Source organism: Paenisporosarcina sp. (genome assembly GCF_049671445.1).
Lineage (GTDB): Bacteria > Bacillota > Bacilli > Bacillales_A > Planococcaceae > Paenisporosarcina.
Genome location: NZ_JBATUX010000028.1, coordinates 71338 through 98010 on the forward strand (window position 1 = coordinate 71338; position 26673 = coordinate 98010).

General features: G+C 31.2%; 26 protein-coding genes. 2 read left to right on the plus strand and 24 right to left on the minus strand.

Annotation, left to right across the window (positions count from 1 at the left end; genetic code table 11):
- Positions 1 to 196 precede the first annotated feature (196 nt).
- The 9 genes from WBG45_RS04555 to WBG45_RS04595 form a co-directional block, all read right to left on the minus strand.
- Positions 197 to 1480 carry a tetratricopeptide repeat protein gene (locus tag WBG45_RS04555; protein WP_424412597.1) on the minus strand — a complete coding sequence of 428 codons (1284 nt, stop codon included), beginning with the start codon at positions 1478 to 1480 and terminating at the stop codon, positions 197 to 199.
- Between the two features lie 79 nt (positions 1481 to 1559).
- Positions 1560 to 3728 (minus strand): hypothetical protein, encoded by a 2169-nt coding sequence (locus tag WBG45_RS04560; protein ID WP_424412598.1) that lies wholly within the window; start codon positions 3726 to 3728, stop codon positions 1560 to 1562.
- Positions 3729 to 3743: 15 nt separating this feature from the next.
- The gene (locus WBG45_RS04565; RefSeq protein ID WP_424412599.1) at positions 3744 to 4991 is read right to left on the minus strand and encodes an MFS transporter; all 1248 of its coding nucleotides are present in this window, start codon (positions 4989 to 4991) and stop codon (positions 3744 to 3746) included.
- Entirely contained in the window at positions 4975 to 6237 is a 1263-nt protein-coding gene (locus WBG45_RS04570) for a hypothetical protein (RefSeq protein WP_424412600.1), read from the minus strand. The genes WBG45_RS04565 and WBG45_RS04570 overlap by 17 nt, the downstream gene beginning before the upstream one ends.
- Positions 6238 to 7644 (minus strand): ABC transporter substrate-binding protein, encoded by a 1407-nt coding sequence (locus WBG45_RS04575; protein WP_424412601.1) that lies wholly within the window; start codon positions 7642 to 7644, stop codon positions 6238 to 6240. It abuts the gene before it with no gap.
- Complete coding sequence (locus tag WBG45_RS04580) at positions 7628 to 8767, minus strand: ThiF family adenylyltransferase (protein WP_424412602.1); 1140 nt, start codon at positions 8765 to 8767, stop codon at positions 7628 to 7630. The genes WBG45_RS04575 and WBG45_RS04580 overlap by 17 nt, the downstream gene beginning before the upstream one ends.
- A gap of 382 nt (positions 8768 to 9149) precedes the next feature.
- Positions 9150 to 10583, minus strand: coding sequence for an ABC transporter substrate-binding protein (locus tag WBG45_RS04585; protein WP_424412603.1), 1434 nt, complete (start codon positions 10581 to 10583; stop codon positions 9150 to 9152).
- A gap of 963 nt (positions 10584 to 11546) precedes the next feature.
- Positions 11547 to 11723 (minus strand): hypothetical protein, encoded by a 177-nt coding sequence (locus WBG45_RS04590; protein ID WP_424412604.1) that lies wholly within the window; start codon positions 11721 to 11723, stop codon positions 11547 to 11549.
- Positions 11724 to 11907: 184 nt separating this feature from the next.
- Positions 11908 to 12048 carry a hypothetical protein gene (locus WBG45_RS04595; protein WP_424412605.1) on the minus strand — a complete coding sequence of 47 codons (141 nt, stop codon included), beginning with the start codon at positions 12046 to 12048 and terminating at the stop codon, positions 11908 to 11910.
- A gap of 368 nt (positions 12049 to 12416) precedes the next feature.
- On the opposite strand from WBG45_RS04595, the gene WBG45_RS04600 reads away from it, so the two are divergent.
- Positions 12417 to 12623: a DUF6241 domain-containing protein gene (locus WBG45_RS04600; protein ID WP_424412606.1), complete on the plus strand. Its 207-nt coding sequence runs from the start codon at positions 12417 to 12419 to the stop codon at positions 12621 to 12623.
- Between the two features lie 113 nt (positions 12624 to 12736).
- Positions 12737 to 12919 (plus strand): hypothetical protein, encoded by a 183-nt coding sequence (locus WBG45_RS04605; protein ID WP_016427518.1) that lies wholly within the window; start codon positions 12737 to 12739, stop codon positions 12917 to 12919.
- Between the two features lie 269 nt (positions 12920 to 13188).
- Here WBG45_RS04605 and WBG45_RS04610 read toward each other — a convergent pair whose 3' ends face one another.
- The 15 genes from WBG45_RS04610 to WBG45_RS04680 all read right to left on the minus strand — a co-directional run bounded on the left by WBG45_RS04610 (position 13189) and on the right by WBG45_RS04680 (position 26178).
- On the minus strand, positions 13189 to 15591 hold the full coding sequence (locus WBG45_RS04610; RefSeq protein WP_424412607.1) for a YheC/YheD family protein: 2403 nt from the start codon (positions 15589 to 15591) through the stop codon (positions 13189 to 13191).
- 550 nt (positions 15592 to 16141) lie between these two features.
- Positions 16142 to 16663: a DUF1456 family protein gene (locus WBG45_RS04615; RefSeq protein ID WP_424412608.1), complete on the minus strand. Its 522-nt coding sequence runs from the start codon at positions 16661 to 16663 to the stop codon at positions 16142 to 16144.
- 55 nt (positions 16664 to 16718) lie between these two features.
- A complete protein-coding gene (locus WBG45_RS04620) occupies positions 16719 to 16913 on the minus strand; it encodes a BshB3 potential contributor to bacillithiol synthesis (RefSeq protein WP_424412609.1) in 195 nt (64 codons plus the stop codon).
- A gap of 550 nt (positions 16914 to 17463) precedes the next feature.
- Positions 17464 to 17928, minus strand: coding sequence for a GNAT family N-acetyltransferase (locus WBG45_RS04625; protein WP_424412610.1), 465 nt, complete (start codon positions 17926 to 17928; stop codon positions 17464 to 17466).
- A 205-nt stretch (positions 17929 to 18133) separates the two neighbouring features.
- On the minus strand, positions 18134 to 20122 hold the full coding sequence (locus WBG45_RS04630) for an LTA synthase family protein (RefSeq protein ID WP_424412611.1): 1989 nt from the start codon (positions 20120 to 20122) through the stop codon (positions 18134 to 18136).
- Between the two features lie 481 nt (positions 20123 to 20603).
- The gene (locus WBG45_RS04635; RefSeq protein WP_424412612.1) at positions 20604 to 20984 is read right to left on the minus strand and encodes a peroxiredoxin family protein; all 381 of its coding nucleotides are present in this window, start codon (positions 20982 to 20984) and stop codon (positions 20604 to 20606) included.
- Positions 20985 to 21000: 16 nt separating this feature from the next.
- Entirely contained in the window at positions 21001 to 21348 is a 348-nt protein-coding gene (locus WBG45_RS04640; protein ID WP_424412613.1) for a sulfur reductase DrsE, read from the minus strand.
- A 54-nt stretch (positions 21349 to 21402) separates the two neighbouring features.
- Positions 21403 to 22179 (minus strand): sulfite exporter TauE/SafE family protein, encoded by a 777-nt coding sequence (locus tag WBG45_RS04645; RefSeq protein WP_424412614.1) that lies wholly within the window; start codon positions 22177 to 22179, stop codon positions 21403 to 21405.
- 40 nt (positions 22180 to 22219) lie between these two features.
- Complete coding sequence (locus WBG45_RS04650) at positions 22220 to 23347, minus strand: MBL fold metallo-hydrolase (protein ID WP_424412615.1); 1128 nt, start codon at positions 23345 to 23347, stop codon at positions 22220 to 22222.
- Positions 23348 to 23386: 39 nt separating this feature from the next.
- Positions 23387 to 23782 (minus strand): DsrE/DsrF/DrsH-like family protein, encoded by a 396-nt coding sequence (locus WBG45_RS04655; RefSeq protein ID WP_424412616.1) that lies wholly within the window; start codon positions 23780 to 23782, stop codon positions 23387 to 23389.
- A 29-nt stretch (positions 23783 to 23811) separates the two neighbouring features.
- Positions 23812 to 24387, minus strand: a complete 576-nt coding sequence (locus WBG45_RS04660; protein WP_424412617.1) for a sulfurtransferase TusA family protein — start codon at positions 24385 to 24387, stop codon at positions 23812 to 23814.
- Between the two features lie 53 nt (positions 24388 to 24440).
- On the minus strand, positions 24441 to 24737 hold the full coding sequence (locus tag WBG45_RS04665; protein WP_424412618.1) for a rhodanese-like domain-containing protein: 297 nt from the start codon (positions 24735 to 24737) through the stop codon (positions 24441 to 24443).
- 69 nt (positions 24738 to 24806) lie between these two features.
- On the minus strand, positions 24807 to 25286 hold the full coding sequence (locus tag WBG45_RS04670; protein ID WP_024535247.1) for a DsrE/DsrF/DrsH-like family protein: 480 nt from the start codon (positions 25284 to 25286) through the stop codon (positions 24807 to 24809).
- Positions 25287 to 25345: 59 nt separating this feature from the next.
- On the minus strand, positions 25346 to 25576 hold the full coding sequence (locus WBG45_RS04675; protein WP_424412619.1) for a sulfurtransferase TusA family protein: 231 nt from the start codon (positions 25574 to 25576) through the stop codon (positions 25346 to 25348).
- A gap of 212 nt (positions 25577 to 25788) precedes the next feature.
- A complete protein-coding gene (locus tag WBG45_RS04680) occupies positions 25789 to 26178 on the minus strand; it encodes a DUF302 domain-containing protein (protein WP_424412620.1) in 390 nt (129 codons plus the stop codon).
- Positions 26179 to 26673 lie beyond the last annotated feature (495 nt).

A 26673-nucleotide genomic window follows, 5' to 3' on the forward strand; every position in this document is an offset into this window, starting at 1 on the left:
CGAAAAATTTCAGACACTCTTGATAAAGAAACATTCTAAATTTTTACAGGTATAATTACAACTGAATCCGGAAATTCCTCCTCAGCAATTAATAAATTATTATTGTTATTTTGAGGACTTTGGTATATTAAATTCAGTAAACAGAATGTAACTATCGAGATTTTTAATAATTTTTTCATATTTATAACACTCCTATTTATTCTATTATTGTTTTTGGAAGTAATGATTCAATGGTTTTATTAGCAAGAAGATAATAAAAAATCCCCTTTTTGTATTTACGATTGGATTCATAAATACTCGCTAGCATTTTAGAATACTTATAAACGTAACGTTTATTATTTGTCTTTTGAAAATATGGAATTATGAAAGTCTCTAGATACTCAGCACACTTTTCCTCATTTTCCTCTATTTTTTTATAGATGTTTAGATGATATTCATATTCTTTGAAAGTTAAAGTATCTTTAAAATTTTCTAATAATTTAAAGCCGGTTAGTATATATTCTTTTAACTTATTAATTTTTCTATCTTTGTAACAAAGCTGTATCAGTGAGTGAATAGTATTAAGGATTTTTTTTAAAGAGGCTTCATTATTACAACCTTCTTTTAAAGGCAACCTTAAATTCAGACTTTTCTCGAAATAATCTATTGCACGAAAAGCATCATTTTTTAAAGCGTATAAGTAACCAATATTGTGGTTGATGGTTCCCATTAAATTTATATCATTAATATTTGAAGCAATCTCAATAGCAAGACTATAACATTTTATAGATGAATCATATTCTTCTAATCGTTGATATGATATACCTAATATTACTTGACACTCAGCTGATTTTTTAAATTTGTACTCTTTATTATAATAATTTAATGCCTTTAAAATGTACTCGATACAATTAGTATTATTCAGCAACTTCCCATGAGTTAGAGCTAATTGATAATACAGATCAGCTAAATCAAACTCAGAAATACTATTATCTATGCATTGGTTATAATCGTTGATAGCTCCTGTAAAATCTCCTTTATAATACTTAAGTAAGCCATTGTTTTTGTAATAAATTATTTTTTCCTTTACTCCTAAAGAATTTAATATCTTTTCTAGTCGGTTCATTATATTAGCAGCTTCATCTAATTGTTTTTGTTGAATTAAGTATCTACAAGATATTAATTGAGATAATACTTTGTATTTAGTTAGAGAAAATTCACTACTTGTAATTTTAATATTAGTTTCTAAATCTTCTCTGATTTCTAAGACTTTTTGGTAAGTATCATACAAAAATTGCTCAATTTCTAAATCATTATTATTATTTACAATATCAGGTATACCTAATTTCTTAAATAAAAGTTTAACAATCTCATCACTAGGAACCGTTGAGTTATTTTCTATTTTACTCAGATATGATACTGAGCAAATATCTTTAGCTAGTTCTTCTTGGGTGATATTTCCTCCGTTACGCTCGAATTTAATAATATTTCCTATTTTCAAATTAACTGATCCCTTTCTGAAACGAATATACATATTGTCCCAATTCAGAAAGGAATATGCAAGGGTTTGTTGAAATATTTTAAAATTTCTTGAATATATAAATTGGTTTGTTTGAATAATATAGTTGACTATCTACAATTGCCATGGACTTAAAATAATATATGCTTGGTTGAATCTTTTTCTTTATTGTAAATTGCACTTCTTCATGAACTGACTCTCCAGGTTCAAGGACAAAAGATATACTTTTTTTATTACTAGACGACCACTCATCAAGACCCAAATGAGTTAAAAATGCAAACCCTTTAATTTTTTTGTTAGATGTATTTTTTAAGTTAATTAATTGTGAAAATATTCCTTCATTTGGAATATTTGTATCTCCATAAATTTCAATTGTGAGTTTATTATCTTCAGGTCTATCTGAGATACAACCGCATTTTGGACAATATAATAAATACCTTTGCTCTTTAGTTGTAAGATGTTGAAAAGCATACTCGTTGGCTTTATTATCACATATAAAACACCGGGATTTTTTTTTAGAATTGTTTATCATTTGAACCTGATTTACATACATTTCTGGAAGAAAGATACTTGCAGAACTAGATGCTTTGTCCATTAGTTTATTTATTATGTTTTGATTTAAAATTGAAAAAATTTCATTTACTTTTTGATAGTTTCTTTTAATTTTATAAAAAACCTCTGGATTATATTTTACCTCTTTAACTAATTTCGAGCTTTCTACCAATAAGTTATTTAATTGTAATGTTTCATTTTCAAACTTATTACCAACTATCTGTTTTTCAATAGAACTTAATTCATGACCTGGTACATAATCCAAATGTGGTAATGATTCATGTAGAATAATTTCTATTCTCTCACGCTCGAACTTTGACCAAGAATACAAATATAGATAACGAACATTGTTTTCTATTAATATAGAATAGAAAAATTCAGATCTTGAAGTATTTTCCACAAAATTATAAGAATTTAGTGCTTCATTAAGTTTAATTTTAATCAAAGATTTTCCTCTTATATCATTTAAAATTATTTTTGAAGAAGAATCTGTATCTTCTTTTATTGTGATTTTTACCATTTCAGTTTCTTCAAGACCTTTATATTTTTGCTTTGGATTCCCTATTACTAGGTAACATGGGAAATCAACATTACTTTGAAATAACCAATTATTCAACAAGCTTACAGCCTCACCCGCAGTATTTCCATGCAATAATAAGTTATGTAAAAAACAAATTTCTGCATCAGGTCCATGTTTAATTCCAACAGAACTTATATAAACACTTGCATAGTTATCTAAAAATGCATTACTTAACGTAACAGAAGAAGGTAATATAGAGTTAAAGGGTCTGTAACCAAAACATGTACTATTAATCACAAAATTAGCTGGAATATCTGCAGCCAGTATCCCTTTTTTATGAATAGGACAATTTTTGTTAATCTTACAGTCCATTCCTTCCCCTCTAAATCTTTTGGATTGTCCACACACTATGCTGTCACTTAGTAAAATACAATCTTCCGTACCATGAGTAGATATATAAAAGGAGTTTATTAAACCTTCATTGGTGATTTTATTAAATGAGTCCAATAAAGTTGATTCATTATTATAAATAGTACTATTGTTTAGGATATTATTAAATTTTTTCTTTGATTGTGGTAAAGTAATGACATTTTTCTTTTCTTGTAAAGTATCTTCTGTTATATAAAAATTACTTAAAGCCCCCTTTAGGATTATCCAGGAAAGTTGTTCAACATCTGTAGCAGTTATTATTCCTGTATCATTTAATATCAAAGAGTAATTTTCAAAAAAGTCTAAATTTTCCATTCCCAAATATGAACTAAGAATAACGAATGTTTTATTATTACTCGAGTTTAAAGCTATATGGTCTACCAAGGCCTCTTTATCTTTAAACCAATGTATTTTATCTACTTGGTATGCAAAGGAAACAATACTAGAGTAATTTGTAAAAGAATCTTCTTCTAGAATTAAAAGTTCCATTTCTTTTTCTATATTTTGTAACTCTGTACTTGCAATTTCTTGTGAAGCACTTTCTTCAATTAAGTATTGTTGGAGAAACTCCTCCCCTACAATTTCCACTCTACTCCATTTTTCCGTTATTTCTGTATAGTAACCACTAGAATCCAAGTAAGGAAAAATCCCCTTAATTCTGTTTTTGACAATTATTTCCCAAACTCTCAACCAATTTTCTTCCTTGGTTGTTTTTATAGCATAAATCATATATTTTGTTCCTTTCTAAGTTGTTTTTAATTGTCTTGTACTTTTAAAACTAACCCCGATCACTCCTGCTAAACCAATTAATAAACCACCAGTAAGGAAAACAAGTTCGACTTGATATATGTCAAAAGCTATCCCTGATATAAAAAACGAAATAGGATCTAAACCCACAACAATAAAATTGAGAAATCCGAAAACTATTCCTAATACCTTTACATCAAATGCCTTTTGAACTGTAGAATACATAAGGATATTAATAATTGTAACTAAACAACCTATAATAAATAGGATTAATCCAATTAATAAGATTTTGCTAATAAAGCCAATCACTGAAAATAATAGACCAGAAATTATTGTTGCAGTATAAACAATTACACCAACTTTTTTCATATTTATTTTAGAACATATAATTGATCCGATTATCATTCCGAGAGCTATTGAAATTTCTAAAAAAGTAAATCCACCTATTCCTGAGTCTAAAACAACATTTGACAAATATGGAAGACCTATCACCATAGGTCCAAAGTATCCGAAATTAAATATTGCCATACAAATAAACATAAAAACTATTGAGTTATTACTTTTTACAAGTTTATAACCTTCTTTTATTTCTTTAAATATTTTTTTCGTATTCTTCTTTGGAGATTTGACTCTTTTATACGTTATTTTCTTTATAAACACTGCTGAGAATAACATAAAAAATACTGGTATTATAAAAGCTTCTCCCACCCCTATAGCTTCAATAGCTAACGCTCCTATTAGTGGACCTAATACAATAGCCAATTGATTTATCAATTCACGCATAGAGTTTCCTTTTTGAATATCCTCACTATCCAAAATTTCAGGTACCAAAGCATCCCTAGCTGGAGTAAACATAGCATTACTAATACCAAAAATTAGAGAGATTATAAATAATAAATATACAAAAGATAAATTAAATAGATATAGTACTAATAGTACTGTTAATACAATTGCTCTGGATATATCTGAAAACCACATAATCTTAACTTTATCAAAGTTATCAGAAATAGCTCCCCCTGCAATCATGAAGAACATGTTAGGAATTGCCCAAAAAACAAATAACATCCCTAAAATAGAGGTAGAGCCTGTGAGCTCAATTACAAACCAAGACATAATGAGAGAATATAATCTGTATCCAATTACAGAAAATCCTCCCCCTATAAGTAAATTCGTAAAATTTTTATTTTTCCATATAGAGTTCTTCTGTTTTTGGTTTAGAATTTCATTATTAAGAGTTACCTTCATTTAATTCCCTCCTTTTACTAAAGAGATTTTCTTTCCTCTCTTTAATAAAGTCTATTACTATGTAAACAAATAGCCATATGAATGGTGTTATTAAGTAACCCACCCCAAAGAAGCGATCCCAGAATTGCAAAGTTAATACTTTTCCGTCAAATAAAATTCCTTTAGAAAGAGTAAAGTACCAATAAGTAAGACCAGAGTAAACAATAGCTACGGTAAAAGAAAATATCAGACCTAATAAATATATGGGAAGATACTTTTTTATACTAATATTTTCTTGTTTAGAAATATTCTTTAGTTTTTCAATATCGTCACTAATTAAATGAAATCCGAATTTTTTCTTAGTATAAAGTGCAGTATATCCATGTAAATCAGTGCAATTCCACTGATTATTCAATACATAATATAAGTCTGATTTTGTGAAAATCAGTGGCTGAGTTATAAAACTCCAGATGTTAATGATAACTATAAACCTCACAAATCTATATAATTCTTCAGAATAGTTTATTATTCCAATATCATGAAGGTAAACAATAGTTAGACTTGAGGATAGCATGAGAGAGTTAAAGGCCAATCCTGCTAAAAAAATTTCATTTCTAGCTTTCTTTGTAGCTGCCCATATATTAGGTATTACAGTCTCTATGACAAGATACATTCCAGATCTTCCAAATTTAACTTTACTTTCTATTGAGTGTGCTCTTGCTGCAATAAGATGTCCTATTTCATGAATAAAAATTATCCCCCACATACTAAGCAACCCAAAAGTCACTACAATAGTTAAAGAATCATGAAATAGAAAATCGGTTATTTTTGGTAAAGACTTTGGACTAGCGATGTATAAAACCATTGAGTATATAAATAGTGCTATATAGAAGAACCATGCATATATATTAAAGAATACTTTAGCAACTTTAGGCTTAATAAATGAGAATTGATTTTTAATTACTTGTTTTTCATTAATAGAGGTAACTTCGGTTCCATCTACTTTATTAATAAACCCTATTTCAAAACAGGTATTAACAAACTCAAGAACCCCTATCTCTTCCTTATACTTTGCAGATAATTTTGACTCAACCTCACCGATTGTAAGTCGTTGATTTAACAAATCTATAGATTCTATAGCCACCCGTGGGACATTTATATATTCTCCTGTTTCTTTTCTTCCAACAATGTACTCTTCCTCTTGTCCATTGTATTTATCAATGAACAATGAAAACATTTGGATAGTTGAGTTATTATTTATTTTCATTTAAAGCACCTCGTTTTTATATGTGAGTGAATTAAAATCAAAAATACCAAGCGGCGAAAGGTTGAAATTATGTGATACTATATCTTGAATTAACAAAGGTAATCTGTAGTTGTATAGAGGAACCATAGTCTTTTTTTCAAATAAAATTGATTCAGCTAATTTGAGTATGTTAAATCTACTTACTCGTGATTCTATAAACTGACTTGAGGATACAAGATCATCAAATTCATGGTCTGAAAATTTAGAAAAATTATTAGGAGAATTTGTCTCCCAAATATTTAGTAAAGAAATAGGGTCAAAAAAATCACCAATCCAACCACTTAGAGCAATATCAAATTCCCCTTTATATAATTTTTCAGTGAATTCCTCCCAATTAACTATAACAAGTTGAACTTCAATATTTAGGGATTTTTCTAGTTGTTCTTTACATGTAATTGCAATTTTTGTATATTGCTCTATATCATTTACCAATAAGTTTAGGGATTTTTCTTTTAAAAAAGCTTCTGGTATTTCAGTTGCTGTCTCGTTTTCTTCTATTTCTATTTCATATTCACTATAAAAATCCCATGGAATATATTTCTTTGTTGCTTTAAATTGAATGAATGATTCCATTAATTTTTCCACATTGATAGCATTGTCTATTTTAATCCTTTCATTTAAGTTTAATTCTTCACAATTAAACTGTAAAAATGCAGTTCCAAACTCTGGGACATACTTTAACAAATTATTTTTTGCATAAAAGTCCATATACTCTGCTGGAATACCATCGCTTAATTGAATTTCCTTTTGAATAAACCTACGATGAATTGATTGTTCATTGCCATCACAGGTTATACAAATCTCTTTTGTTTTTTCTAGGTTTTCAAGTACTATTGAATTAGTATTCCGTGTTTTTATTACAAAGTCTCTATTACTTATTAATCCGATTTGTCGTAAATTCATAGAGTGAGGAATTGGTAAGTAAGGAGTGGAGGCCGTTAAATGTAAAAAGTACGGACAACTGTTCTCCAAGATTACTTTAAAGCTTTTTTCATTTAAAATTTGAAGACCAATTTCCGTTTCATCACAAATACCTTCTAGATATTTTTCTACGTTCTTTATTACTTTAAAACTCTGTATATTAAAATTATTTTTCTTTATTACGTTTATCCAAGCTTCTACAAAGTCTTTGGAACAAATTGGTTTAGCATTTGACCAATAGCTATTGTCAAGTACAAAAGTATAACTATTTGATGTCTTGTCAAATAAGTAATTATTTAAGGTTCCTTTTACTAAGTTGTTTCCTTCATAAGTCATTAATCCCTTATATATATTATGTAATATATTTGCTGTAGAGGTATTCTGACAAGTAGCAGGATCCAACTCTTTAAATCCTAAGTTATTATCAAAGTTAATATTTAGTCTCAAATATTTCATCCTCAATTTCTTCTAGTAAAGTTTTTGATGGAAATAATTGCATTTTGTTACATTTACAAGATTTATGTTTTTTCCATGCATTTTCATATGTGTATTGTAAATTTAAAAAATCAATAAATACTCTTCTTCCAAGTGAAATAGGCTCCATTTTTAAAGCAAAAATTCTTAGTATTTCTGTCATAATAGAGCTAGCTATCATATTAATATTATTACCGGTAGCTGCATTTTTATTTTCGTATTCCATTATCTGTAAAAGCGATTTCTTTATCTTCTCTTCTTTAATTAACTGATGATAAAAGCACTCTAAACATGGAGATTTCTTTGGTATAACAGTTTGAAAATGACCTTGTGTACAACCTAATCCCCCTGATATTAAAGGGATGCCTTTAATTTGACAATATTGATTGCACCATAATTGGATTTTAAGTAAAGGCTGATCCGCCGCACATATTAAAATATCTAATCCATCTGGTAAAGAATCCACAAGATCCTGGGTTGAAGTAATTTCTACCACTTTTGTTTGAACATTAATATTAGGGTTTAACAAAAGGATATTTTTTTTAGCAACAAAGGCTTTTCGTAACCCTATATCTTGAGTTTTATATAGAAATTGTCTATTTAGATTTTTCTCTTCTACAAAATCTGGTTCTATAATAAATATTTCCTTACATCCAAAACCAGCCAGTTGAGTTAAAACATTGCTTCCTAACCCCCCTAACCCAATTATCCCAACTTTTAAAGTGATTAATCGATTAAGTAAATCTTGACTATTGAATTTAAGATTAGAAAAATTTTCAAAAAAGTTTATATTACTTTTGTGTCTGTCATTATCATTACTTATAACGGAATGTTCTGTTATCAATAGATTTTCATCTAATTCATTTATTACTTCTGATATGTATTCTTCAGTTATTTCTGGAAAGAATTCAAACATTTCTCTCTTAATATCAAATACATTATTTTCTCCATTTAATAACGGTATAAGTTGCTTTAGAAAACCAGATTCATCGTCTATCTCAAAACTAAATCCAGGTTCATCACCAAATTGAATTGTATCTTCATGTATTAGTCTTACATATGTATCTTTTAACTTATATTTCAATAAATAGTCCATTTAGGCACTCCACCTTTTTAAAGAGAGTAGTCAAATTGACTACTCTCAAAATACTTATGTACCTGTTTGATGTTGAGGTACATTTAAATTACTATGATTTAAATCTTATGTTCCTGGGCGAAGTTGGGGTACACTTATAATTGCAAGTTTACGAACAGTAATCTTTTTCATAATTACACCTCCTAAAATTCAATAAATTTACTATCATGTTCCTGGACGAAGTTGTGGCACACTTACAGTAGCAAGTTTACGAACAGTAATCTTTTTCATAATTACACCTCCTAAAGTTAACAAATTTACTATCATGTTCCCGGGCGAAGTTGAGGTACACTTACAGTAGCAAGTTTACGAACAGTAATCTTTTTCATAATTATCACCTCCTTTAAAGTTTTAAAGTTGTAGAATTAAAGTTAATAATTCCAGTATGGGAAATATCAAAACAATCTACATTTGTATTTACTAATTGTCTAAGTTTGTGTTCATATATTGGTAAGATTGGTACTTCGTCTTCTATTAGAAAATCCATTTTTTCGAAATAATTATTTCTTGCAATAAAGTTTTTTTCGCCCCCTGATTGATTAAATATAGTATCAAATGTACTATTATTCCATTTAGCAAAGTTTGATGAACTGGTAGAGGTTAATACTTCATAAAAACTGTGAGGATGAGCAAAATCAGCAACCCATCCAGCACGAGCAATATCAAAATCCCCTTTAGTGAGTGCCTCAATAAAATCTTCCCATGTTAAAACTTCTAATTTAATATTTAAATCTAACTGTTTCTTCCACAACCCAATTAACTCTTTAGATAGATTGATATATGCAGTTTCGTCATTACATATAAATACTAATTCTCTTTCTTGTATATATTTCATTTCATCTTTTTTATGAAATACATCCTTCTTGCTCTTTTGCCAACTTCTGAGGGAAAGAGGAACAAGTCTATCTGTTTGAACTTTATCTTTACTGTTTATTAAATTCTTGTTTTCATGTACAACAAAATTCATTTTCTTTCTTAAATCAAGAGGGAGATCCTTTTCATTCGAAGTATTATAAAACAAGTAATATGTGCTTAAAAAATCATAGTATTTCATATACTTATTCAACAATACAGAGGTATCATTATCGTCAATTGTTCCACCATCATGAATATGTAATTTGTTACTTATAAATCTATCGTGTATTTCATCATAATTATTTGTAAAAGTAAAATTATACTTATTAAAACCATTTCTTTTTTTCTTACTTTCAATAGCTATTTCCCGATTGGTCCATTTATCAATAAATGTATCTTTATTGGTAATAAAGGGGATATGAGAGTTAAAGTCCTCTCTGTTATAATGAAAAATTTCATTTTGTTCATTCATTTTTACAGGTGCAAAGTTTATATTTGATAATATTTCTCTAAAATAGGGTATAGGATTTTTCAAATCTATTTTGACTGTATATTTGTCCCTTATTTGTAATCCGCTAATATCAGGGAGAATACCCTTCTTATAATTGGTTGACCCAACAATAGATAATAAATATGAAGAATGAAAAAGGTTATTTTTAATTATATAACTCCAAGTGTTTACTACATCTTGGATAGTCCCCTCACTACCATCACTCCATTGAAACGGAAAAATTTTTATTATCCACGACGTATAGTCTTCATTATGATAATCACTTTGGACTAAATCATACTTAATTATATTGTGTTCAAATTCATATAAGGATCTAAACAATACCCTAGAGATGTTAACTTCATTTGTTCCAACACAATAAGTGGGAAGTAAATTTTTTATAGGCTGAGTAAAATTAATAAAAATTTCCATAATTCACCTTCAGTAGTCATAATTGTTAATTTAATGTTAACACTTTTTTCGACATGCAGTATTGGGAAAGTGAATCTTATTAACTACACTTTTTTCTTATATATATATATGTACTTGAACTATTCTAGGAAATTTTTATTCATATGTTACTATTTAATTAGGATTGACAACTAATTTATAATTAATTGGACTCACTAATGCGTTTAATAAAGATAACATTCGGTTTTACAATGATTGTAGGGTCTGTAGGTTTAACAACACAATTACGAAATCATATACAAATGGCAATGAATAGTTATGATGTGATGAAACATCTTTGATTAAACAACTAATAATTGTAAATATGTAAGTGTTGTTCACGTAATTTTTGTTTAACTTAGAAAACGTTAGTAATATATTTGACTGAAGCTAAAATACGAAACGAGTGCTTGAGTTGGTGTGAAATGTTATTAGCTAATAAGAGTTATTGTCATAAAATTTCGGTAACGGTTAGGTAGAATTACTAAAACTGAAGGTTTATATCGAAGAGTTGAATGAAGAAGTTCCGCACAGAAAGGCTCTTCTGCGTCGAATATTATTAAGCCTGTTATAAGCTTGGATATCTAGGTTTTGTTAGTGATGGACGGTAGCTAACTTAACTCTTTCAGCAAGCTAAGTAAATCTTCTTTGTCTTTTTTTAAGCATTTTTCATTTGGGAGTACACTACGTCCAATTTTCTGTATTGCACCAGCTTGAGACCCATGAAGTGCTTATATTTATCATGAATAAAAACTGTTGTATACTGTACCAATTATAAAAGTAATACAGACCACCTGAATACTTTTTTGTCTGCAATTTGTCCGCATAATTAATTTTCTGAGCTGATTTTAATTTTCTGAATCGATTTATCAATTCTTAAAACCCAGTAATTTCATACTTATTTAAACTTATTTAACTCAGCTTAACTCGTTTGTTTCTGGAGAACTAAATTGACAGGGTGGAGGTCGCTGGTTCGAGCCCAGTCGGGATCATTGGGTGCCAAACCCGCAGGAAACCTTTAGGAACAAGGGTTTCTCCAAAAAACACCATCTCTTCGGAGATGGTGTTTTTTCTATTTGCTGTTAAATAAATATAATGCAACATAAAGAATGCACGATCCATGTAGCTCTTACGGTGTTAATTTGGACAAAAAAGAACTTCCGATGAAGTACATTAAAATATCAGGATCTAAAAAGTTTGATGATTCACATTAATAATCTTTACTTACCATTTACTTAACTTATTTCCTTTGACAAATTGGAGGTCGTTGGTTCGAGCAAGACGGAATACTTCCCTGTTTGTTGTTTCATTTCATGTTTTTCTTAAACTCCTCTAACCGCTTATATAGATTACTCAATTTTTTATCCGCCAAATCATTTTCCTTTTTTTCTTGTTTCTTTATTTTTTCTAATGCTTTTAATCGTGGGTCCTTCTTTTTACCAAACATTTTCTTCACTCCTTCTGTTTTTATATTATTCGTTCAACTCCTATAATGAATATGGTAGTAGCAACAGACTACTTAGATTATTTACAGATTGAATTAATTAATTTCACTCGAAACGTTTAATTAGGGACCTGTGTGTAAGTGAAGATACCCTGTTCCTCCTCTCATCATGCAATTTTTCTAATGATAGGACCGGCTAGTCTTTAATTCGTGCAACACTTCTTTTTTTGAATATTAATATTCAATGGACTATTTTATGCAATAATTTCTGAAAATAATCAAATATGACATTCGAGAAACATTGTTAAGTTAACCATGGGTGTTTTTTGCATAGGGAATAGTTATGTAACGGTTAGTTTAATTTACTTTATTTGTGGTTAGATGCTGGTTTATTTGAACACAAACAAACTTACATTTCAATCTTAGAACGATGGGCTGAAGGAGATTTTTCACAAGTAGCAAGAGACCATAATGCTATTTGGTACAATCAAGGAGGCACTATTGGTGAAGCAACTGGAATTATGAGCCCTGAAGAAGAAATGGATTACATTAAAACAAATTTCGATGTGAACGAATAAAGGGAGTGGCAAGTTTGCCATTCCCTTTATTTTGCACTTGATAAATACCTGCAAAAAGCGATCAAGTATATTTCTACTTTCATTTCTCATACTAAAAAAAAGGAGTGATACCTATGGCGAAACGGACTAAGAAAAATGACGCAGAACAAAAGAATAAACAAGGGTTCGACTCTAGTAAAACTGATTCAGAATTCTCTAAAGAATTTGGCAGTGCAAATGCTAATAGAGCAAAAAAAGAAAAGGCGAAAAAAGAAAAAGCATCCAAAAACCAAGGAGAATGGAAAGGCATGCATTGATTGTTTTATCAAGATTTGAAAGAATAAACTTTGCATCATCTTTTCCATTCTAAAAATCTGATTAATCTTCTGTTTAATTATATTCTCTTCTTGGTTGACGCTAAAAAAGAAATCACTTTTAAAGGCAGGTTCAGACTGTAGGCAAAAGAGTTTCGGAATGTCATTATTCCGAAACCCTTTTGTTTTTTAGATTTTAAGCCATTATTATGAAAACGAGGCCTCACCCACATTTTTCGAGCTACCATGTCTAACTAATTAATGACTTTTAGTTAAAAGCCTGCAAGTGCTTTTGCGTATTCAAAAGGTGTCGATAGTATAAAGGGAAGAACTCTCTGTTCATCTTCTTCTCTAAAAGCTTTAATCTCTGCAGCATAATCTATCTGTACTTCAAGTAAATACAAATTTGCTGATTTATCCAATATGAAATCCACTGCTGCATCTCCAAGAAGGTATCCTTGTTTTTCCATTCTTTTTAAGACTTGTATGCATACATTTGTAATTTCATTAATTTTCTTTTCTGTTTCCTCTTTACTAAGATTATAATATTTACTAATTGCTAATTCTCCTGGTTCGATTCTTGCCCTATATTTTGAGTTTGAGACAACACTGCCTGATTTTGCAATCTTCGTTTCAATTCCTGAAAGCTTCCATTTCATGGTGTAATCTTTTTGGATATAAATTCTAAAATCTATTTTTTCACCTGTATTTGTAAAAGATTCTATCTCTTGTTGAATAATATACTTTCTGTTTAATAAATGCTTTTTAAGTGCCGTTTTTAATTCTTTGACTGATTTTAAATGAAAACATTCACCATTATAATCGGTTAACAAGAAGCCATCATCCAGTTTTTTCGCTTGGATAATGCCATTACCACCTGCCATTGATACTGGCTTTAAATAAACAGAATCATACTTTTTAAATATAGATAACAGACTTTTCACTCCAGTGAACGCCTTTGTTATTGGAAGGTACTTTTTTAGCTTAGGTACGATTTTCATTTTATCCCAAAAAGATAATTTATCGATGTTTCGATAAGGATAATTAAATATATTGTCTCCTAAACGCTTTTTCAACTGTTGATATCTTTTTTCTCGAAGAGGAATCCGGTTGAAAACAACAGAAGGATAAGGAAATGTACCTTGTTTAAACTCATTTGTAGCAGGATCATAATAGTATCCAGTTAGAGTGTTTTTCTCGCTATCGATCTCGTTAGGCCTGAACATAAAAATGAGACCTTTAATCTTGTCATAATCTTTTAAACGTAATAATTGTTGCTTTGAATCATCAATATAGCGAGTGTAAACAAGAAAACCAATAATAGGTCCAATTTGGATATGATTATCTTTCACTATATATTCATATGGTAAATCAATAATAGATAGATTATTTGATAAATGTCTGGGAAGTTGAATTTCTCCATCACTTACTTTGTCATCAAGTAAAATATTAAGTGTCTTTGAAAAAGAACCATATTGAAGGATAATCGTGGATTGTTCGATTTTCATTAAAGCGAATGTAGTAGGGTTAAGTAAAATCTCATCTTTGAGATCTTTGTTAAAAACCATGTTGTAAAGAAAATTATTCCGCAAATACTCGGCCGTTTTATTCATATTCATTAAACTAGACCCTTTAACTAAAAAGATGCTATTGTGCTCCATTGAGCTTTGTAATTCATGATGCAATTCATTACGATCATTAAAGTGTTTCATCTTTTCTATCGGAAAACCATGATCAATAGCTCCTTTGTGTATATCAATCGATAAATCCCCGAAAGTGTAAATTACATCAACCTTTTTCTCAGCAGCGTACTTTCCTATCTCGTAATGACCTTCAGTTGTATAGTCACCTAATTCTAACATGCTTCCTAGAACTGCGATTTTCTTTTTATCTTTGCCTATTTTAATAAGTACATCAATTGCGGCCTTAACGGACTGAGGATTAGCATTTACAGTATCATCAATAAGAATTGATTCATCTTTTAAATTGTAAACATTTAATCTCTTAATAGGCACTTGATAATTTTTTAATCCCTCTCGAATTATCTGTAATGGAAAACCTAATTTGTCAGCAAGTGAAATAGCAAATAGCGCGTTATATACATTATGTTCCCCAAATGTAGGGATAAAGAATTCTTCATTATGTCCATTCATTGTGACATGAAATCTCATACCATTTCTAAGATACACGATATTGGATGCTTTATAATTAGCATTTGAATTTATTCCTATTGTTATGAGTTTTCCTTTAAAAGTTGATGTATCCAATTGCTTTGAGTTTTTATCATCTTTATTTAAAAGCAATATACCATCGGATTTCATACGTTTAATCAATACTGATTTGTATTGAGCTGTAGTCTCAATACTATTTCCTAAATTACCGTAGTGAGCTGTGCCTATATTAGTAATAACAGATATATTAGGCTGAAAATGATTGCAGTGTTGTTCCCCTGCACCTTGTTTTCCCATTCCTAATTCTAAAAGGATGGCTTCATGTTTAGTAGGATCAAATTGGGCCATCATTTGTTGGGTGCTAGTAGGTAAATTCTTGTTCCCAACTGTTTTTAATACATTCCATCGAGTTTCTAAAACAGATGCAATGAACTCACGTGTTGATGTCTTTCCATTACTGCCTGTTATTGCGATTGTTGGAATTTCTTCATTAGTGAAATACAACAAAATTCTCTCCTTTACTTTGATTATTATGGGCGAATATCTGTGAAAGACATGGTTGTCTCTCCTTTATGTTCTTAAAGAACTATTGAGGATGTCAGTATCTAAAGTTAACTAGTTCTTACTAGTTAACTTTTTTAAAAACACAATGCATTTACCACTTTTCAACTCCCTTCATAGGTTAAATACTCTTTAGATACTGATGCACAGCTCTTTCCCATTTTGTAAGATACGAAATTTCACTAATGATGATAGAGACATACGTTTACTATTTAAAAATAAAATATAGTTTCGTATGAGATTGAACACTTGCGTGAAGCTTGGCGAATCAAGAAATTAGCTTTTTTTTGAAATCAAGTTTTCCCCCGGTTTTCATATTAGATAAATAGATGTGTTAGAGAAGAATCCAATTAATAGGTCCCATCGATTTGAAATATTAATAGAAAGTTATCTTCTATAACTACTTGAAGCTCTATATGGACTTGGATAATGAAAACAAAAATAGCACACTCAAATGAGTGTGCTACCTTTACGTAAAATCAATTTTATTTATTTACTTATCTCTATATTTTATAGCTAATCCTTTTAAGAAATTCCTAGCGTATCTATCTCCACACTCTTTATAATTCTTATGGCCATCTTTTCGTAATAAAGCGCTTAATTCTCCTTTTGTTACAGTGACTCCTGCACTTTCTAAGATTTCAAGCATATCCTCACTTGTTAATTCCAGTGCAATCTTCAACTTCTTTAAAACGAGGTTATTAACTCTTTCATTGGATATTGCTGTTCTTTCAGGTTGTCCTGGTTTTGGATCTTGTTTTCCTCTTTTGAAAATAATAAAGCCATTTAAAAATGACTCCAACATCACATTATCACATTTGATATTTTCTTCATTCTCAGCAGTATCATCATCATAATCAACTTCATCATAATAATCATCTTTTGATTTTGTCAGGATTAGTAGCACTTCTTCTTTTGTGAATTCCATGCCGCCAAGTTTAAATATTTCTATCATGTCTTTGTTTTTTATATCGAGAGCATATCTTAATCTGATTAAAATATCATTATTATCCATTTAAAATCCTCCTATCACTTTGCATATTGCACAGTGTCCATTTAAAACATAAAAACTAATTTTTAAAAATCCAATAAATTAGAGCGAAAATTGCTAGAACTGGAATTGAAGCGAAATATATCCATACTTGATCACTAATGCTTTTATTTCCACTATAATTAGAATCAGAATCCTTTGTAATTAACAACGTACCAACAAGAGCATATGCAACGATGATTGCTACAATAATAAATATTAATAAAAAATTCATTTTTTACACTCCCTCGATTGTTCAAAAATCTCTTAATAACGGACTTCATATTCTTAAACATACTTCATAACTGATTATTGTTCTTTATGTTTAATTATACCTATTTTTCTGAAGTAAACTAGCCTATCCAAAGAAGTATGTAAGTTATATATGTGTCAATGTGTCACAGACTTATTCTAGGGATTTTAGAATATCGCTATTGTGCCTATATTCTACATATGTTATACTACGCAAGTAACTATTATTTAAAGTGTTTTTGACTTCCAATAATCCCGATTCTTTTTAGTGGCCAGTCGGAATCATTGGGTGCCAAACCCATGAGAATCTTTAAGGAACGAAAGATTCTTCCAAAAAAAGCATCATCTCTTCGGAGATGATGCTTTTTTCTTTTTATGTTAAGGAATGCTAATGATATGAACCCCCTAACATGCCGTAAGAGTCTGAAGCGTGAGAGCACAAGAATGTGGTTGTTCATAGTTGTGGTCTTGCGGAAAGTGCGGCCAGCGCAAATGTACGATAAAGTTAGACAAGGTACAAGCTAACCATTCATTTATCCCTCAAAAGTGTTTGAATATACTAGCTCATCTACATTCCCTTTAATCGTTCTGCCGGTGTCCTTAAAGCCAAATTGTTCATAAAGTTTCTTTGCAATCGAATTATCCGACTGGAAACAAACAAGAATTCCCGAATCCGTGGTTTGTTTTTTCATCTCTGCCAGAATCAGTTGCAATGCCGCCTTGCTATAGCCCTTCCCTTGAAAACGATAGTCAATCATCAAACGGCAAAGCTCATAGCCCTCCAGCTCATTCGAATAGCCAAACATAGTAAAACCAATCAATAAATCCTCATCATGTATAGCTCTAGTTGTCCATTGGTCATCCATACTTGCCTGCGCAATGGATAGACAATTGGACGCAATGGTCTTTTCAAATATTCGATTTTGTTGATCTTCTCCGCTGCACATAAGAATGATATCAAGCCAATTATCCTTAGTTATCTCACGTAAACTAAGCACGTTTCATCCTCCTTTCAAATCTTTTTATTTTTACTTTAACTCAACATTTAATTTATATCTTCCTTAATTAGTTGATTTGTTAAGGAAATCCTAATAATCAGCGACAAAAAAGAGTAGGTTATTAACCTACTCTTTAAGTATTCATAGATTCAATACATGTTAGATTGATTCATGTGAATTTCACAAATAAACTTCATCTTTGCCATTATTTCTCTAAGTTTAAGATTTCCAAAATAAGATTTCCATCTAAAATATTATCTGACATTCTCAGTTCTTTGATTCCGAGTTCATGGCTAGATTTACAGAGACTTGTATCTGTTACTTGCCTTGATTCTCTATTATAACATTTCCCGTTATCGTATATTCCATCAGGTGTCGCATCGTATAAAAGATCATTTGTTACAAATGATCCATCTCTATAAGTTACTTGGCGGTCTTTATTAACAAATATGTTCTCACCCAACATGTACTTATTAGTTGTTGGAATACCAACAAGATCCAATATCGTTGGCCCTAAATCAATCTGACCAGCCACATGATTTATTACCTGTGAATTTTCTTCGCCAGGAATGTGAACAAACAATGGAATACTCTTATCACCTTCTTGTAATGCTAATGCATTATCAGCACCAGAAAATTGTGCAAATGTATTTCCCTCATCCATAAATCCGGTATTATGATCACCATAGATCAATACAACTGTTTCATCCCATAACCCAGATCGTTTCATTTCTTCAATAAATTTCCCAATCGCTTGATCGACGTAATGAATTGAATGAATATAATTCCTGAAATGTCGGTCTGAATATGAGGTGTATCCTTCTAAGTTAAGTGTTTGATATTTTTCTGGAATTTCAAATGGATGATGACTGCTTAATGTAATCAAGTGTGAATAGAACGGTTCTTCCATTGCTTTAATTTTATCTAAAGATTGCATTAACATCGATTCATCATTAATTGACCAACCAATAGCTTCGGCATCCTCAAAATCATCCACACTATAAAACTCATCAATTCCAAACTGTTTGTAAATGATATACCTATTCCAGAAGCTAGGATTATACGCATGAAATACATTCGTAGAATATCCATTATTTTTTAAATTCATCGGCAATGAATCGAACTGATTTTCGGAATAAAGCATATATGCAGATCCACTTGCCGTAGGATATAAGGACGTATTCAATAGAAATTCAGCATCAGAAGTACGTCCCAAAGCCGTTTGTTCATAGAAATTTGTAAAGTAAATCTCTTCATTTGCTAGTTTATTCATATAAGGGGTAATTTCTTGATTATTAATTTCTTTGTTAATAACGAAATTTTGCAGTGCTTCTACTTGAAGAACAATTACATTTTTCTTCTTTGCAATACCAAACATTTCAGGTTGTCCCGAAGCTCTTTCCGTATCAGTTAACCATTCTTGTGCTGCTAGAATTTCCTCTTCAGTATAAACCTTTTTATTTATAAAATTATCATTAATATAACGAAACGAATTGGCTCCATGGAAACCAAGCAACCCTGTAAAGTTATAAACCCTCATGTTTGAGATAAGTTTGTTAAACTGAAATGCCCCACCATTTTCCATTGATTTATTAAAGGGGATAAACGTAAGTTGAAAACCAATAACAAATACTACAATTCCTAGTACAATTTTCGCATAAACGTTCGATGTAACCTTATTTTTTTTGTTGCGAGTTTTAATATAATAATAAATTACGACTGGTAGTGTTATTAGGACGTCTAATATAAACAATATATCTGTCCAGTTAAAGAGGGCAGAAATACTTTGACCAACATCACCAATCTGTTTTAATTGCATTAGTACCGTAACTGAAATTATGTCATTAAAATATCGATAATAAACAGCATCAGCTAATATAACAAAAGAAAGAACTAAATTAAGTAGTACCATTGCAAGTAATCTTTGTCTTGTTGGCAAAAACAAAACCCAAAATGTGGCAAGCAAAATGGTTCCTAAACTGATCATTACTAATCCTTCAGTAAGTTGAACACTCGATGAAGAACCAAATATCCATTTAAAAAATTCCATTAAATATTCTAAAGGCGGCAATGTAATAAATACCGTATCAATCAACTTCCCAAAGTAATACACTTTAAATAATAGTAATAAGACTAATAAGAAATAATCTATTTGTTTAAAAGTTATAAGTGCGATTTTTTTGAAATATTGCATCTCTAATTTCTCCTCAATTACGTTTTCTAAGTTATAAAACAAATTGTATTATAACATATAATGGTAACGAGAACCTACATCTCCATTGATACGCTCATCCCCCCTCCCAACAGTAAAACATCTAAGATCCGTTTCATAGACGAAATGAAATCGAATTTAGAAATGGAAGGAACTGCTCATAGAATTGCGAAAACATCGGATAGGCGATACGTATTCGCTCATAGAATTGCGAAAACATCTGATAGACGATACGTATTCGCTCATTGAATTACGAAAACCGCTGATAGTCGACTCATATCCGCTCATAGACATGCGAAAACCGCTGATAGTCGACACGCATCCGCCCACAGAATTGCGAAAACCGCTGATAGGCGACACATATCCGCTCATAGTATCCAAAACATATGGAAAAGCCAACAAGAAAAACAAAAAAAAAACAAAACCAACAGTTTATGTTGGTTTTGTTTTTATATTCACTCATTCAAAAATGCACAAAAAGGTCTGCAGTGACGGCTTCATTTAAAATCCATTTTATCGGCACTTGCTCGGCAGGATAACGCAAATCAGTGCTGTCTTTAATGTCTAAATCAACAACATATAATTGCACACCCATCTCAACTGCAATTTCCAGCAATTCATTAATACTAGGCGCATTAAAATCACTAATCGCAGATGAAAGATATTCAATTCCAGCTGATGGAATAGGAATGTACAGTTTATCTAAGATGTTCACACCTTTTCGTGAAAACGCTAGGATTACATCAGCTCCGGAAGAGGCGGCACCTACAGCGATATTTAATGGAGGATAGGCTGATTCTAATTCGTCATGAAGTGCTAGTACAACCACTTTTTTTGTATTCATGATTTCACGATCTCCCTTAATAACTGATTACGGCATCTGCAGCATAAGCTAATTCTAAAAAGGTGACAACTCCCGCAAGTTCGGCTCCCTCAATGAGCTGTAAGCCATCTGCAATTAAAATATTCATTTGGCAACCATATAATTTAATTCCTGATGCTAATGCCGATTGGAGAAGTCTACCTAAATCAAGGTCATGAGCACTATTCCTATTGTTAAAATAACGTTGATCTAACACTCTCGCTCCATCAAGATCAAAAAATATTGCCACTTCGTGTTGCTGCTTTACCATTTCAAGCGACTGCTTAATTACATAGGCTGCGTTTGAACTTAACGACACAAAATAAATGAACTTCTTGTTCGCCATACAAACCCTTCTTTCAATCCTCAAAATTGAAATTGCGTAAATAAAGACCGAGTATTATAAAATATCTATCCAGATTTTAATAGCAGTTGCAGATATTAAGATAGCTAAAATAATTTGCAATATTTTTGTATTCATTTTTTTACCAGCCATTGCACCAAGTGGCGAAGCAATAAGACTTGCTACTACCATAATAGCCGCTGGGTAGTAATCGACTTGTCCAGTAGTAATCTTACCGACAGTTGCGCCAATTGATGAAATAAAAGTAATGGCGAGAGAAGAAGCAATTGTCATACGAGTTGGTATTTTTAATACAACAAGCATGATTGGCACTAATAAAAATGCACCCGCGGCTCCAACAATACCCGCTCCAACACCCACGATTAGGGAAAGGATTGCCGCTAACCATTTATTAAATTTCACTTGATCATGAGGAATATCGTCGATTCCTTTTTTAGGAATAAACATCATAATTGCCGCAGTTGCTGCTAAAATACCATAGGTGAAATTAATGCCGTTTTCACTCATTAATTTCGAACCAAAACCTCCGATAAAGCTACCAATTAAAATACTTGTTCCCATATAAATAATTAAGGATTTGTTAAGATATCCTCCTTTGCGATATACCCATACCCCACCGATTGTTGCAAAGAAAACTTGAACTGCACTAATACCCGCTACCTCATGAGCACTAAATGCGGCAATTCCAAACAAAGGTGGAATATATAAAAGCATTGGATATTTGATAATTGAACCACCGATTCCAAGCATTCCTGAAACATATGATCCAATAAAACCGATTAAGAAAATGGTAATAATAAATCCAAAATCCATTGTATCCCTCCTTATATATTATTTTTGTACTAAAACCTTCTTAACGCACCGCACAGCGATTCGGTCCAATTTCCATTTCACGTTGTTGCTCTTCATCTGGAGTAATGATCCCCATATTTGTTTGACGAATTTCTTGATAAGCATTAGGTTGTGGTGGTAAATTTTCTGTTACTAATTTTCTAAATGTATCTTCGTCTTGAATATTTAATCCGTGATTATTCGCGAACAATGTACCTAGTTTTGCATGAACGCTACCATCTTCGTTTAATTCATCAATAATCATAAAGTGAGCTGGAAGGACTTGAAGCTCATCCGATAATTCACGGAATTTCGTATACAAACTTTCTCTAAGGTCAAGAACCCAGTCTTCTGCCATACCAGCTAAGTCAGGTCGTCCGATGGAGTCAATAAATAAAATATCACCTGATAGCAAGAATTTTTCATCGATAACAAAAGAAGTCGACCCAATTGTATGTCCTGGAGAGTATAAAGCATGAATGTTAATCATTGTGTTACCAATCTTAACATCATTGCCATTTTCTAAAGCTTGATATTCAAAAATTACTTCTGTTGCATCTTTTGGAGGCAACCAATATGTCGCGTTCGTTTGCTGAGCGATTATGCGACCACCAGAAATATGATCTGCATGTAGATGTGTATCAAATACATGTGTAATTTTTGCGCCTTGGCTTTCTGCAAACTCAAGGTAAACATCAGACATCCTAGTCGAATCAATAACTGCAGCTTCACCATTTGAGATAACCATGTACGATAGACATCCTTTACCAATGCGAACGAATTGATAGATTGCGCCATCTTTACCAATGTCTCCTACTTTGATAGGTTCTAAATGTTCACTCCAAGCTTTCATACCACCTTGTAAATAAGAAACTGAAAGTCCCTCATCAGAAAGCATTTCTGCAATCATTATTGAAGACCCTTCTTTTGCACAAACAACTAGAATTTCTTTATCAGAAGGTAAATCTTTCATGATTTCTTCAACACCATCAAGCAAATCGAAATATGGGATATTCAAGTAGTCGAAGTTTTTTCCTTCAATTTTCCAATCTTGAAAATCGCTTTCGTTACGTACATCTAAAATAAAAAATGGTTCTTTATTGATTACTTTTTTAGTTACTTCTTTAGCACTCATACTATTAACAGTCATTACCTTTGTACCCCCTACGGTATTTAATTTATCAAAAAATTAAAATGTTAGTGTTACGTCAGCATCTTTAGCGAATTCCAAGAATGTAACTGCTCCACCTACATCGATTCCGTCAACAAAAGCTTCTTTATCTAATCCCATAACATCCATTGTCATTTGGCACCCGATAAATTTAACACCAAGGTCTTGAGCCATTGCTACTAATTCAGGAATAGCAGGAACATTTTCTTTAGCAAAACCTTCTACGAAATATTCTTTTCCTGCAGGGATTGGAAGTTGTTGATATGCTTCATTATGAATTAAGTTAAGTCCTTCAAATGTGAAGAAAATAGCTACCTCTTTATCAGTTGCAGCTGCTGCTGTTGCAATATTAAATACTTTATATGCATCGAATAATCCACCGTTACTTGCGATAATTGCTACTTTGTTTGTCATTTTGTTTTCCTCCTAATTTTTATAAATTATTAGTTGTTAATGCTTTTCGTTTCGCCAGTCCATTGACTCATACCTGGTACGACGTTCATCACATTCGTAAAGCAATTTTCGGCTAATTTTTGAGAAGCGAGATCACTTCTGTTTCCAGTACGGCAGATAACAAATAGTGCATCTTCTTTGTTTAATTCATTCAAACGACTTTCTAATTCGTCTAAAGGAATAGAAATAGCATTCGGAATGTGGTCAAATGCATATTCTGCAGATTCTCTAACATCCAAGATAACTAAGTCATTCGTTTCTTTTAACTTCTGATCAAGTTCTTCATTCGATACCACGTTAGGATGCTTTCTTTCAACTGTATCTGCACCAGAAGACTTTCTTAAATAATGTTTTAGCACTTCGCCTTTTTCAAGCGTACCAAGATATTGATGTCCTGTACTTCCAGCCCACGCTTTAAGATCAGCTTTTGATCCTTTATCTGTAGCTAAGACTTCTAAAACCTGACCAGCTTCTAATCCATTCATTGCCTTTTTTGTTTTCACGATAGGCATCGGACATGCTAAACCTTTTGCATCTAAAATTACATTTACCTTAATATCATTCATTTAATAATCTCTCCCTTAATACCTCGCAGGGTATTCAATTGATGAAAAAAATATTATTCTACATTACCTTCCCAGTTATACATTCCACCAGCCATGTTAATGACATTATAACCATGACTTTCTAGGAATTGAGAAGCACTTCCACTTCTACCACCAGAAAGACAAACCATAATATATTCTTTTGACTTGTCTAATTCGTTCATACGGAATTCAAGTAATCCTAAAGGGATATTAATTGCTCCAGGAATTTTCCCAGCTGCCACTTCTCCCACTTCACGTACATCAAGAATATTTAAATGTGTGCCCTCAGCTATTGCTAATTCTACTTCTTTTGCAGTCATAGTTTTCAATTGATAATCCCCCTATAATTAAATGTAATTACATATTGGTATTGCTAATTTCTAAAAAAATTCATTAATCTATATAAATAAGTTGACGTTACCTTCTTGAGCATCTGCTAAATAAGCAGCAACTCCTGCGTATTCAATGTTATCTAAAAGTTCAGCTTGACTTAGTCCCAATAAATCCATTGTCATCGTACAAGCTACTAATTTAATGTCTTGTTCTTGAGCCATTTCAATTAATTGAGGTACAGTCATTGCATTATGCTTTTTCATAACTTCTTTAATCATTTTTGGACCAAATCCAGCAAAATTCATTTTTGAAAGACCCATTTTATCTGCGCCTCTTGGCATCATTTTACCAAACATTTTTTCCATAAACGTTTTTTTCACTTCAATCGTTTCGTCTTTACGTAAGGCATTTAATCCCCAAAACGTATGGAAGATTGTAACTTCATGATCATACGCTGCTGCTCCATTTGCAATAATATAAGCGGCCATCACTTTATCATAATCCCCACTGAATAAAATAATTGTCGTTCTTTTTTGTTCAGACATTTAATATCTCCTATATAAAAAATATTTTTCTTGCATGAAAATGTTGACTTAAGTTTAAATTAACCTTTTTGGATCCAGAATTTAAATACATTGCCTTCTTCTTCGTCGTATTTCAATAATTCATGACCACCAGATTTAGCCCAAGCAGTTAAGTCATTTTTAGCACCTTTATCTGTTGTATGAATTTCTAATATTTGACCATTCTCTAATTCGTTCATCGCTTTTCTAGTTTTTACGATTGGCATTGGACAAGCTAACCCTTTTGCATCTAAAATTTTATCTACATTCATTTTATATTCCTCCAATCAATTATTACGGGATAACAATAATTATTACCCCCATGGGTATATTACTAGATAAAAAAAAAGAAGTCAACCCTTAACATGTTTATCCGTTTACATTATGACAAGTCTACACCAATTATTCGTAAATACGTTGGCTTAACCGTTTAATTGATAAAAGTTAAGCCAACATACTTATATAAGTATTAAACAATAAGCTCTTATGACACTACACTTTTATTGATACATTCAATTAATCGATCTTCGATATCTTTAGCAAACTGCTCCAACTTATCATCATGTAACATACTAATCAATGATGTTGGTTTAGGCATTCCAATTTTGGTTTTTCCATTTTTTTCGTAAACAACAATTTTACAAGGCAAAAAATATCCTGCCATCTCATTTTCATTCAAGACTTTTTGGGCTTCACCTGGATTACAAACTTCCAGCACTCTAAATTCTTTTTCAAATTCTAGGCCTTTTTCTTGAAGCTTCTCTTTAATATCAAACGTCCACAAAACACCAAATTTTTCTTCCTTTAAAGTTGTTTCTAAATCCTTAATTGCTTCATCCATATTCTTATCAGTTTCAACCGTATAATCAAACATGTTCTCAACCTCCTAGGAATGTTTTTAACTTTAGAAGAAGTTCCTGAAGTAGACATTTATTGCCTACGTTCGTTCTATCTTAACATGGTAATTTCGAAGTTGACTAGCAGTTCAACTTATACCTGCATGGGTAATTATATATTTGACTTTAATCACAAAAAAACATCATCCATTAAAAGATGATGTTGGTGGACTGGAAACCACTATGCTTTCCATACGCCCCGCTCCCACTTCTCAATAAATTGTTCAAACGTCAGTCCATAACGTTCTCTAATTTTATGATATACAAAATACTGCCCTAAACTTTCTATTAATCGGTCTTCCAAATGGATCACCCTTTCGCAAAGTGTCTTTTACAGTTTATTCAGCATATGCTTGTCCATAGACATGTAATGAATAAATTGAGCTTTTCACTTAAGTATGTCGGAATAACCATTACTTCAAACCTTAAATAAAAAAATCGCAATGGAGGTTATCTCCATTGCGATCTAGTAG

Coding starts and splice junctions, on each gene's coding strand:
- WBG45_RS04590 (WP_424412604.1), bottom strand. CDS start 11,723: ATGGATCGTGCATTCTTTATGTTGCATTATATTTATTTAACAGCAAAT.
- WBG45_RS04645 (WP_424412614.1), bottom strand. CDS start 22,179: ATGGATTTTGGATTTATTATTACCATTTTCTTAATCGGTTTTATTGGA.
- WBG45_RS04565 (WP_424412599.1), bottom strand. CDS start 4,991: ATGAAGGTAACTCTTAATAATGAAATTCTAAACCAAAAACAGAAGAAC.
- WBG45_RS04680 (WP_424412620.1), bottom strand. CDS start 26,178: ATGTTTGATTATACGGTTGAAACTGATAAGAATATGGATGAAGCAATT.
- WBG45_RS04620 (WP_424412609.1), bottom strand. CDS start 16,913: ATGAATTTTTTATTAATATTTATTATTGTAGCAATCATCGTTGCATAT.
- WBG45_RS04560 (WP_424412598.1), bottom strand. CDS start 3,728: ATGATTTATGCTATAAAAACAACCAAGGAAGAAAATTGGTTGAGAGTT.
- WBG45_RS04585 (WP_424412603.1), bottom strand. CDS start 10,583: ATGGAAATTTTTATTAATTTTACTCAGCCTATAAAAAATTTACTTCCC.
- WBG45_RS04580 (WP_424412602.1), bottom strand. CDS start 8,767: ATGGACTATTTATTGAAATATAAGTTAAAAGATACATATGTAAGACTA.
- WBG45_RS04615 (WP_424412608.1), bottom strand. CDS start 16,663: ATGGATAATAATGATATTTTAATCAGATTAAGATATGCTCTCGATATA.
- WBG45_RS04595 (WP_424412605.1), bottom strand. CDS start 12,048: ATGTTTGGTAAAAAGAAGGACCCACGATTAAAAGCATTAGAAAAAATA.
- WBG45_RS04650 (WP_424412615.1), bottom strand. CDS start 23,347: ATGACTGTTAATAGTATGAGTGCTAAAGAAGTAACTAAAAAAGTAATC.
- WBG45_RS04640 (WP_424412613.1), bottom strand. CDS start 21,348: ATGGCGAACAAGAAGTTCATTTATTTTGTGTCGTTAAGTTCAAACGCA.
- WBG45_RS04635 (WP_424412612.1), bottom strand. CDS start 20,984: ATGAATACAAAAAAAGTGGTTGTACTAGCACTTCATGACGAATTAGAA.
- WBG45_RS04605 (WP_016427518.1), top strand. CDS start 12,737: ATGGCGAAACGGACTAAGAAAAATGACGCAGAACAAAAGAATAAACAA.
- WBG45_RS04655 (WP_424412616.1), bottom strand. CDS start 23,782: ATGACAAACAAAGTAGCAATTATCGCAAGTAACGGTGGATTATTCGAT.
- WBG45_RS04670 (WP_024535247.1), bottom strand. CDS start 25,286: ATGTCTGAACAAAAAAGAACGACAATTATTTTATTCAGTGGGGATTAT.
- WBG45_RS04570 (WP_424412600.1), bottom strand. CDS start 6,237: ATGAAAATAAATAATAACTCAACTATCCAAATGTTTTCATTGTTCATT.
- WBG45_RS04660 (WP_424412617.1), bottom strand. CDS start 24,387: ATGAATGATATTAAGGTAAATGTAATTTTAGATGCAAAAGGTTTAGCA.
- WBG45_RS04630 (WP_424412611.1), bottom strand. CDS start 20,122: ATGCAATATTTCAAAAAAATCGCACTTATAACTTTTAAACAAATAGAT.
- WBG45_RS04675 (WP_424412619.1), bottom strand. CDS start 25,576: ATGAATGTAGATAAAATTTTAGATGCAAAAGGGTTAGCTTGTCCAATG.